Origin of the sequence: Myxococcus sp. CA005, assembly GCF_006518205.1 — a bacterium.
Taxonomy (GTDB): Bacteria; Myxococcota; Myxococcia; order Myxococcales; family Myxococcaceae; genus Myxococcus; species Myxococcus xanthus.
This window is the reverse complement of record NZ_SRLV01000007.1, coordinates 148155-158362: the sequence shown is the minus strand read 5'-3', so window position 1 is coordinate 158362 and position 10208 is coordinate 148155. Positions and strand designations below refer to the sequence as shown.

General features: G+C 58.7%; 6 protein-coding genes. 2 read left to right on the top strand and 4 right to left on the bottom strand.

The features are described 5' to 3' along the window. Nucleotides 1–488: 488 nt before the first annotated feature. A protein-coding gene (locus FMQ63_RS05035) for an IS3-like element ISMxa1 family transposase (RefSeq protein ID WP_086009337.1) occupies nt 489–1683 on the bottom strand; the annotation gives its coding sequence in 2 pieces (ribosomal slippage) (nt 489–1392 and nt 1391–1683; 1197 coding nt in all). Nucleotides 1684–2680: 997 nt separating this feature from the next. On the opposite strand from FMQ63_RS05035, the gene FMQ63_RS05030 reads away from it, so the two are divergent. Both FMQ63_RS05030 and FMQ63_RS05025 read left to right on the top strand, forming a co-directional pair. After that, a complete protein-coding gene (locus FMQ63_RS05030) occupies nt 2681–3598 on the top strand; it encodes a hypothetical protein (protein WP_044275700.1) in 918 nt (305 codons plus the stop codon). Further along, nucleotides 3595–7155 (top strand): DEAD/DEAH box helicase, encoded by a 3561-nt coding sequence (locus tag FMQ63_RS05025; RefSeq protein ID WP_011554471.1) that lies wholly within the window; start codon nt 3595–3597, stop codon nt 7153–7155. Before FMQ63_RS05030 ends, FMQ63_RS05025 begins: the two co-directional genes overlap by 4 nt. Before the next feature lie 275 nt (nt 7156–7430). On the opposite strand, the gene FMQ63_RS05020 is transcribed toward FMQ63_RS05025, so the two are convergent. The 3 genes from FMQ63_RS05020 to FMQ63_RS05010 are packed head-to-tail and all read right to left on the bottom strand — an operon-like array spanning nt 7431 to nt 10049. Beyond that, a complete protein-coding gene (locus tag FMQ63_RS05020) occupies nt 7431–7901 on the bottom strand; it encodes a hypothetical protein (RefSeq protein WP_020479162.1) in 471 nt (156 codons plus the stop codon). Beyond that, on the bottom strand, nt 7894–8394 hold the full coding sequence (locus FMQ63_RS05015; protein WP_011554473.1) for a hypothetical protein: 501 nt from the start codon (nt 8392–8394) through the stop codon (nt 7894–7896). The genes FMQ63_RS05020 and FMQ63_RS05015 overlap by 8 nt, the downstream gene beginning before the upstream one ends. Continuing rightward, a complete protein-coding gene (locus FMQ63_RS05010) occupies nt 8391–10049 on the bottom strand; it encodes a DUF2380 domain-containing protein (RefSeq protein WP_309247161.1) in 1659 nt (552 codons plus the stop codon). Before FMQ63_RS05010 ends, FMQ63_RS05015 begins: the two co-directional genes overlap by 4 nt. Nucleotides 10050–10208: the final 159 nt, after the last annotated feature.

Here is a 10208-nt window from a genome sequence, read left to right as displayed (position 1 = left end):
CTCCCTCCCCCCCCAGCAAATGATGCATCCTCTCGCGAAATCCTCGACGGAACCATCTCCGATCTTGTCAGCGCGATCAATCGCATTTCAAAAACACCCTCAACGCCGGACACCGATCGACCACAAAAGACGGCACACAACTCAACAACAGCCGACATTTCCTAGCGGTCTCGCCTCACCCATCCTCGAAACAAGGCCGCGAGTTCGCAAGCACGTGTACATCAGGGGATATACCAACGGGTCTTCCTGACGCAATGAGCGTGGCCATACCACTTCTGGACGACATGCTCGAAGCGACCGTGCACCATCCAAGTAGTGCAGTCCAAATCCTCGGGTAGTTGCGTGTTCCGGCGAAGGTGAGCCCCCATTCCGGCGCAAGCCGATCAGCCGTTCCGGCCACTGCGAGCAGTCGGAGCGTCAGCGACGCTGGGACGTTCGTTCTCTACTGAAGTTGCCCCGGTTCCGCAGAGCGTTCCGCGCTTTCGCCCTCAAGCGGCAGCGCGGTGCTTCTTCTCGTAACCAGCGGGTGACTCGTAGTCGAGCGCGGAGTGGCGCCGGAGCGGATTGTACCAGCCCTCGATGAAGCGGAAGACGGCCATCCGCGCCTCGGCGTGAGACGTGAAGCGGCGGCGTGCGAGCAGTTCGCACTCGAGCGTGGCGAAGAAGCTTTCACACATCGCGTTGTCGTACGCGTCGCCGACGCTGCCCATGGATGGGCGCACGCCAGCTTCCTTGCACCGAAGCCCGAAGCCAATCGAGGTGTACTGCGTCCCTTGGTCGCTGTGGTGCACGACGCTTTGGGGCTGACGCTGCCCCACAGCCATGTCGAGTGCCTGCACGACGAGCTCCGTCTTGAGGTGGCCAGCCATGGCCCAGCCGACGACTTTACGGCTCCATGCGTCAAGCACGACGGCGAGGTAGAGGAAACCGGCGTGCGTCGGAATGTACGTGATGTCAGCCACCCAGAGGTGGTCGGGTCCAGGGGCTACGAATTTCCGGTCGACCAGGTCGGGCGCAGGGCGTGCGCGCTCGTCGCGCGTCGTGGTGACGCACCACCTGCGGCGACTGACGCCCTCAAGGTGCGCTGCCCGCATGAGACGGGCGACACGCTTGCGGCCGATGTGCACGCCCTCTGCCGCGAGTTCGGCGTGGATGCGCGGCACGCCGTAGGTGCCGTCGCTCATCGCGTGGATGGCGCGAATGCGCTTGCTGAGGCCCGCGTCCGCGACCGCGCGCTTCGAGGGAAGGCGCGTCCGCCATGCGTGGTAGCCGCTCTCGGACACCTCCAGGACACGGCAGAGCGTCGTGATGCTGTGGACGGCCTGGTTCGCCTTCACGAGTCGGTACGCCGCTTGGGCGTCGCCACGGATTCCTGCGCGAACCAGGCCGCAGCTTTTTTAGGATGTCACGCTCCTCACGCAGCACCCGCACCTCGCGCCGCAGCCGCTCGAGTTCGGCGCGCTCGTCCGAGGCGGCCCTGCTCGCCCTCGGAGCTGGCCTGCTCTCGCCGTTGCTGCTGGGAGCGCTACTGCCACGACCCTCCAACTGCTTCTTCCAGTTGCGGATGCTCTGCTCGGTGCAGCCGAACTCTCGTGCGAGGCTTTTTCCGGAGCGGCCGGCTTTCAACAGCTCGACCACCCGCTCACGGAACTCCGGCGGGTATGGGGGACGTGACTTCGGCATCGTGGGACCCTTTTCGCACAGCGGGTGGAACTCCACGAAACCGGGGCAACTTCAATGCGGCTCTTTCGGGCAGTCCCCCACTGGGACAAGAGTTTCCGCAACTCCCGGAGTTGAACCTTTCGAAGGTCACGTCTCCCCAGAGCATCGCCCCAAGCAGCGAGGTAGTTTCGGACGTCCCTCTTGTAGTCTTGGGACAGTCCCTTCTCTGTGAAATGCCGCATGAGCCCAGCCAGCGTTTCCTCATCAATGACGACGGGAGCGTTCTCCGCTGCCGCTTGCCGCCTCGTGCGGTATTCGTCCGGGGCGCGCTCCCATAGCGCTAGTTCAGCGAGTGCCTCCCGCTCGCTGGCGACGTCGAGGGCCACGACTCGGCGCTGCCTCTCTATCACCCACACCAACCTACCCCGAGCCTCACGAACTCGCCCACCTACCCACTTGCCCACCCTCCTTGGTGCTGCTCCCATTCTGGACCTCGGTCGTTAGTGCGTCGTTAGCGCGCACCTTCCAAGTCCTTGATGGGGACGTTTTCCCTCTGTGGCCCAAGACTGCCTCCCTCGCCTTCAAAACCGGTGAGGGCCGCCGAGAGGCGTCCCTGGCGAGTTCGATTCCCGTGCCCTACCGCCAATTCCTCCGAGGGATTGCGGTCCACAGCAAGAGCATCAGAGCTGCCATCCTCCACCCAGGCACGTTCAACAGATGGCGCCAACTGTGCGTTACTACAGCACGTCTGTCAGTCTGAGGTCTAAACCGACCGCATGCCTCATCAGTGAAGCACCGGTCTGGGCAAACCAGCCTTGACAACAAGGGCTCTCCCCCATCGCACAGATCGCTCCCCGGCACCACTCACGCACAGCACAAGGCGTGTTCCTGAGTGGTTGAACTCCTCCCCAACCTTGACCCAAACTAGCCAAGCCCCCTTCACGACAGGTTCCCATCTACAGCAAGCAAGTGCAGTCCTCAACCCACGCATCAACAGCGCAACAAACACTGCCACATCATGATTCGAACCCGGCGAATTACACTCTCAAATCTCAACACATGGCTAGCAGAAAAAACCTTCAACTCAACAAACAACAACTACTCGCTTCGCCTATGGGACGAAGATCCCGCAGCTTTCAAAAACATAGAATCCGAACTAAGACTATACGTAGACGAAGCCCTAAATGACGCTCGCCAGCGACTACGTCGCGGCTTTACAGACACTCTTTCTCCATTCAAAGATACGCCCCAAGACCCCGCCGCCAACTACCCTGCCCTTCTCCACCAAGTCACGCTACAAGGATACTTGGGCGAGACACTCGGAATCATCGCCATCGAGCACTGGGGCGCACACGGACGAACAGACTGGCAAGTGCCGGCTTTTCTATTTCGATTTCACGATGTCGAATTTCAACACCTCGAACGCATCAACCAAAAATTGCGCGCAGGCGAAACATACGATCCCAACAACTCAAAGGAAATGCGCCCCGGGAGAACTGGCGATGACGGTCTTGCATTTATACGCGATGACACCGGCCTAATCACTCACGTACTCGCAATCGAGGCCAAATGCCTAACAAAGCACAGCGCCACTACTCTCTCCGATGCCCATGCAAAAATCGCAACCACACCACAAATACCCGACAGCATCCGTGAACTAATCGAGCTACTCTCAGAATACGACAACGCCCAAGCCCAAGGATGGCGCGAGGCCCTATTGAAGTTCAGGTACGAAGGACACAAGAACGCAACTAGACTCAACAGCGTCACATATGTCTGCGAAAACAAACCAATTCGCCCCCCCAAACCAACCTGGATGGCAGCAGACGCACCTCACTCGTCGTACAGCGCAAACCACAAACTCGAGGGGATGGAATTCCACATAAGAGACCTCACGAAAACCATAAACACCATCTACCGAATCGCAGCCAAATGACAACTCCCGAGACCCTTCGAATAGCCAGAATCGCTCGAGTTCAACTTGCCACCCCCGCGCTAACAGAATCACAAGCAAAACTATACAGCCAGAGCGCTCGCCTGCAAATGGGGCGATTAGGGCTCTCTAAGTTCACCTCAAACGACATTTCAGCTTCATTGGACGAGGCACTGCTTTTGATTCAGGCAGCGCTAATTGAAAAAAAGGCCGACAAGTCCGAAAGATGGCGTTCTGGAATGAAACGCGCAGGAGAAATCCTTGAGTGGTTGTCACAGCGCGACCTTAGACGAGCAGGCCAACCACTTCATTTTCTCTCAGCGGCAGCATATCAACTCGCAGGGTACCCAGCGCTCGCGCACGGACACATTCGCCAAATCCCAACTGGCGACCCGACGTCTGAAATTCTACGCGAATACCTCAGAGCCAACTTCCCAGGAACAATCAAAGCAATCAAATCCTACTGGGCAGGCTGCTCACGTCAGGAAACCGGCACGGACGGAACAGATGGCCACCTTTCCGACCTAGCCATCCAACACACCGTAATGTGCATTGGACTGATTTGCGAGCACCTCCGCACAGGCCGCGAAGAAAGAGTCGCCCGTGCTCTCGACAAACTCGATAAACTCGCGAGCGGATTTCTACACAGCAATGACCCTTACTCATGGATCCTCGCCCGACTAACAGCAGAGATCTCGCACAAGTACATCGAAACATCTCTTTGGACGCAAATAGATAACATCTCAACGAATTCACACGAGCTCGCAGCCTCTGCTCTTTCTCAGTTTGCACGAGCCTCTTTTACAAACTGTCGCGCCCTTGTGTGGCCTTCACAAGCAAAAGGAATCGAAAACCTCCGTACAGACGACTCTTTTATTCTATGCACACCAACAGGCTCAGGCAAGACCACAATCGCCACCCTTGCCGCAATCAAATCCCTATTCACCGCCCCCGCAACTGCTCCTAGCGACGACCAACGCCAATCCGGAAATCTCGTCCTATACTTAGTCCCATCCCGGGCACTTGCCGCTGAAGTTGAGTCTCGTCTTGAGCAGGATCTTCGCAGCGTCGCTCAAGATCCAGTCATCGTTACGGGGCTATATGGCGGAATTGACTGGGGACCTACCGACGCATGGATTGATAGCGACCGACCTACGGTCTTGATATGCACATTCGAAAAAGCAGACGCCCTGCTTCGGTATCTCGGCATTCTTTTTCTCCACCGTGTTCGACTAGTAGTCATAGACGAAGCACATATGGTGGATTTTGAGAGAAGCAATGCTTCCTCACTTGAAGACGGAACATCTCGTTCATTCCGCCTTGAACTACTCGGCACGCGACTCTTACGAGCCCAAGATGCCTATAATTTTCGCATAGTAGCCCTATCCGCCGTTGCCGCTAATGCAGCTCCCGCCTTAGCCCGTTGGGTTACAACCAATCGAGACTCCGTACCGACTCGTTCAGACTACAGAAGCACCAGGCAAATGCTTGGCCGTCTAGAAGTAAGTCCCACCGGAGTTTTTCGTATTACCTACGAACTCATGGATGGACGTTCATTGCGTTTCAAGAACGGACGGACATACGAGAAGCCATTTATTCCTGCACCGTTCCCCCCATTACCCAACGAAGTACAGGACAGCCTTGGGCCAGAAAAGCGGCTACGCGGCCCAACACTATGGGCAGCACTACACCTCGCAGCGCGCCGTTCTGACGACACCAGACCCACGGTACTTATCTCGTTAACTCAACACATTACACCATTCGCGGAAGACTGCTTAGAACACCTAGACTCATGGAACACTCACCTCCCCGACTACTTTCCAACACCACCAGCAACTGACACGTGGGCAAATTGTCTCGCATCCGTTGCGGACTACTTTTCGGCGGACTCAATAGAGTACAAACTACTAGTCCGTGGGATAGCAGTTCACCACGGCAAACTCCCTCCGCTTGTCTCGCGTCGCTTAAAACAAGTAATCGACTCTGGCCTTGTAAAAATCATCATTGCGACTTCAACCCTTTCGGAGGGAGTAAACATCTCCGTCAACTACCTACTGCTACCCAGCGTATTCCGTGCAAACGACGCATTCACAGTACAGGAGTTCAGCAACCTAATTGGGCGCGCAGGGCGACCAGGGGTTTCCACTGAAGGGCATGCTCTCGCCGTCCAGATGGCGGACAATGAAAAAGCTAATCGCCAGCGGCAAGGATTTGACACACTGGTACATGAACTCAAGGAAGTAACAGACAACGCAGCACTCAACGAACAAGAAGACGCATCAAGCCCACTATTCAATTTAATATTAGCCATATGGGACGCCTGGAGCGACATCTCGCCAGACGGCACTCAAGATGAATTTGAAGAGTGGCTCGAGATGACGGCAACCCAAAGCTCAGAAAACGCCGCCACCATACGGCTAGATGCGCTTGACAATTTCATCTTGTCAACAATCGAAGAAGTGGAGCAAATCAAAAACGGAGAACTATCCGATACTGAACTCGAAGACGAGCTCGCCCGCATTTGGCAGAAAACATATGCCCACGCCTGTACAACTGAAGAAGACAGACTGCGCTCAGCATGGCTGACACGGGGACTGTCACTTAAAAAATTTTACCCCTCCACCGACATCAGGCGTCGGATATACAAAAGCAGCTTACCTCCGCGCTCAGCGCTGGCTCTGATCGAGAAAACTGAAGATCTTCGTTCAGCACTTCTAGACGGCTCCGATTACGCCATCTGGCCATCAAACCTTCGCTTTGAGTTCGTCGCCAAAATAGTCAACCTCGTATCAGAAGTACCTTCGTTCTACATTTCGAAGAAATTTGGCTCGAAAAGATCAGAATTCACCGACTGGCAAAAGGTCCTCCAGTGGTGGCTCGCAAAAGACACTCTTTCGAAACAGCCCAGCCCCAAAGAACTGCCAAACTGGTTTGACTACGCGTCCCGAAACTTCCTATATCGCTCTAACTGGGGCATCGGAAGCAGCCTAGGACTCTTGCTAGATGCAGGTGATGGCTCAATGCCAATCCGCCCCCTTGAGATTTCCGACTGGCCACGCAGTGGCTTGCCGTGGATCGCATTCTGGCTAAAAGAACTTCTCTCCTGGGGAACTTTAGAGCCCGTGGCTGCATATCTTCTCGCGCGGGGTAACGCGGTAGATCGAAAACAAGCAGAAGCATCCGCATCCGAGTACTATTCTGCAGTGGCGGAAATGAACCTTACCCCCAATGAACTCTTAGATCCTCGACGCATCCGTAATTGGATTCAAGCCCACGCCCCCAAACCCAGCAAGCCACTTAAGAAAAGCCACTTTGAGATAAATGTCAGGCTCACACACGATCCCTCCCATTACAACCAGGGTCGCATGAGTGTTCAGCCCATAGAAACCGAAGACGGATTAAACTGGATTGAACCTGCAGGCTACATTGTCGCAGTTAGCGACAAGCCCGAAAACTGGCCATCACAAACCCAGCACTTGGACTTCGAGCTTCTCACTGTCGAAAGACAAGTATTCGGAAGTCCGTATCTAGCGCATTCGACCGCTCAAGAGAGCCAATAGCCCCTCTCGAAAATCGGGACTGAACTGGCTGTTGGCAAGGACCATCCCCAGGTTTAGGGGCATGGTCCAAGAACTTGGACCCTATGCATTCTGACAGAGTATCGCCCCTCTGCGTCCGCCACCGAGGCCCAAGAAGAAGGTGGGCCGACCACGGGCAAACGATGGTGTCCTTCCGGCAGGCCAGCCGAGGCGACATCTTCCCTGACACAGGGGGCCGGTACCGTCGGTCAAGTCCCGAATCGTGTGTAGTTGGTCCGGAGGGGGTTCCGGGGGGTTCAGACTTCTTCGTCCGGCAGGAGCGTGAGCAGCAGCTCGTCGTCGGGACGGAGCGGGCGCCAGCCGGGGGACGGTGGCGTGGCACGGAGCGCTGCCATGATCTGATCGGCGCGCGCTTGGTGAGTTTCTAGGGTGTAGGCAAACCAAGAGCCGAGCGATTCAGCGACCTTGAAACGGTTGGCGTCGTCCATCACAGCCGGCCAGCCTTCGGGGAGGCTCTCGGCGAGTTCTCGTACGAGCACATCGCGCACTAACCGCGTGACCTGCTTGTGCCGCGCTGCCTCGGCGAGCAATCCACTGAACACCTGCACCGCAGCGACGTCGCCCTTGCCAAGCTCATCGGCCAGTACGTACAGCGAGACGGCAGGGCGTGCCTCGGCGAAGGCAATGAGCGAATCGTAACCGCGCTCGCGGACCCGCTCATACAGGCGCGCCCTGATGCTCCCCCGCCAGGCACCTCCGTCACTCATCGACCTCTCCCGGAGACGAAGTCCAGACCTCTTCGTCCGGCAGGAGCGTGAGCAGCAGCTCGTCGTCGGGGGCGAGCGGACGCCAGCCGGGCGGTGGTGGCTTGGCGAGGAGCGCTGCGCTGACCTGTCTTGCTCTGTCCTGATGAGTATCTGGGGTGTAGGCAATCCACGAACTGAGCGCCTTGGCGACTTCGAAGCGGTTGGCGTCATTCAACACGGCCGGCCAGCCGTTGGGGAGACCTTCGGACAACTCGCGCACAAGTACGTCGCGAACAAAGCGTGTGACCTGCTTGCGCTGCTCCGCCTCGCCAAGCAATCCGCTCAATACTTGCACTGCTGCAACGTCATCCTTTCCAAGCTCTTCGGCCAGCAAGTACAACGGGACGGCAGGACGCGCCTTGGCAAAGGCGGTGAGCGAATCGTAGCCGTGCTCGCGGACCCGCTCATACAGGCGTGCCTTCACGTTGCCCTTCCAGGCACGCTCGTCGCTCATCGTCCTCTCCAGCGGGTGAAGTTCATCGGGATCTTATAGTCCCTCATATTCTTCGCGACGATCTCCAGGCTCTCGTTTCGCGTCAACATCCGTCCGGCCAACACCTCGGCCTCAAGCAATCGGCTCATGATCATCCGGTTCCATTCACCGGGCCATGTGCGTCCCAGCTTCCAGTCGCCCCCGCCGTGGATGGCCTCGTGGTGAGCCTGCTCCAGCTTGACGCAGAACTGGTCAATGTCCATGTCGCCAGTGAAGCCGCGCTTCTCGAACCATTCGCGGAACTCTTTTGGCAGGACGTGGTGCCGCGGTGGCTCGGCCATGCCAGCCCCCGCCTTGCCCGTCACGCGCATGGCACGCACTTCGGGTCCGTCGCCCAACGCCTCGCGCACGCCCTGCGGCAACTCGCCATGCGCCTGTGCCAGCATCACCTGGCCCGCCTGAATCCGCACGGCGGCACTGACGACGGACAGGGAGAGGACGCCTGCGCGCACCAACTGGCGCATCATCTCCACCCACTCGGCGGACACGACCGTTCGCGTGCCCATCATCACGCCGTTGCCTCCCACCGAGAGTCCAATGCCGAGCAAGGCGGGAGCGGACGGAGACACCGGGGGCAGCGAGAACTTCAACGCCGAAAGCAGGGTAAGCGCCTCGATGGCATCCTTGAGCACCAGCATCTTCGCGACGTTCTCGGCTCCCTTGCGCACGGTCGCGATGGTCGCGGCGAGCTCGCCCGAGAGCTGGCCTACAAGCGCGGGGACGTCTTGCGCCGCGGCCTCCATCTGCCCGGGCTCCAGAGAGGAGAGCGCCGCCATGGCGGGCTTGAGCATCTCCTGCCAGCGCCACAGATCCGCGAACATCCTCTCCACGCTGTAGAGCTGCTGGGCGAGCACGGCTTCAGCGAGGAGGAGAAAGTCGAGCCAGACGGCGAGCAGGAGCGAGCCCGTCATGGCGGCCTCAAGCCGTGGGCCAGCGAGGCGCAACAGCGCGAGCTGCATGTCCGGGTCCTCCACCTCCGAGGCGGCGTTGGCCAGCCGGGTGACGGCGGCGAGGTGGGCGTCAATCCACCGCAACTGCTGGGTGCCGAAATCGACGTAGCGGACGAAAACGCCGTCTCCGACGCGAATCCCCCGCCAACGGGCCTTCAGCCTGGAGAACTCGCCGGCGATGCGGCGGGTGGGGTCCGAAACGTCGAGAAAGGCGCTGCGAAATGCCAACTGGGCCGCGAGGGCACCCTGGTGCGCATCCCTCTCCGCGCGGTCCAGGCCCACCCCTGTCACTTCCACCCGGGAGGCCTGTCGCCGATGCAGCCGCTCCGGCGTTTCGGACTCAGGCATTGAGGCGAGGACACCCGGAGCCTCAACGCTTGGCCCCTCAACCGAGGTAGGCGCCGCCGCCTCGTGCGGCGCGTGACGGAGGTTCATCCCCCGGCCGGGCGGTGGTGTCAGTGACAGGCAGCCTGTGGACAGCAGGGCAAGAACGAGCAGCAGACCCACCCAAATTGCCCGGAGCGAGTCAGCGCGCATGGTCCATCCCAAGCCCACAGAGCCAAACGCCCCCGGGAACAGCGCACCTATGCCTTCCGGGAACAGCAGCCTGGATGTCATGGAGACCTCCGGAACAGGAGCCTCCTGACTACCACCCATCCCCGACATCCAAGAAAAGTCAGAATGTAGCCCCTTTGGCAGGGAGTATCTCCTCCGTGTCCTTTCGGCAGCCGAGCGTGAAGGGCCCTGGCGCCCCTCGGCACCGTCTTCGGCCCATTGGCGTAGCGCCGAGTCCCTGGGAGCGATTTCAATACCTGAAGGGTCTAT

Coding starts and splice junctions, on each gene's coding strand:
- FMQ63_RS05030 (WP_044275700.1), top strand. CDS start 2,681: ATGATTCGAACCCGGCGAATTACACTCTCAAATCTCAACACATGGCTA.
- FMQ63_RS05025 (WP_011554471.1), top strand. CDS start 3,595: ATGACAACTCCCGAGACCCTTCGAATAGCCAGAATCGCTCGAGTTCAA.
- FMQ63_RS05020 (WP_020479162.1), bottom strand. CDS start 7,901: ATGAGTGACGGAGGTGCCTGGCGGGGGAGCATCAGGGCGCGCCTGTAT.
- FMQ63_RS05015 (WP_011554473.1), bottom strand. CDS start 8,394: ATGAGCGACGAGCGTGCCTGGAAGGGCAACGTGAAGGCACGCCTGTAT.
- FMQ63_RS05010 (WP_309247161.1), bottom strand. CDS start 10,049: ATGTCGGGGATGGGTGGTAGTCAGGAGGCTCCTGTTCCGGAGGTCTCC.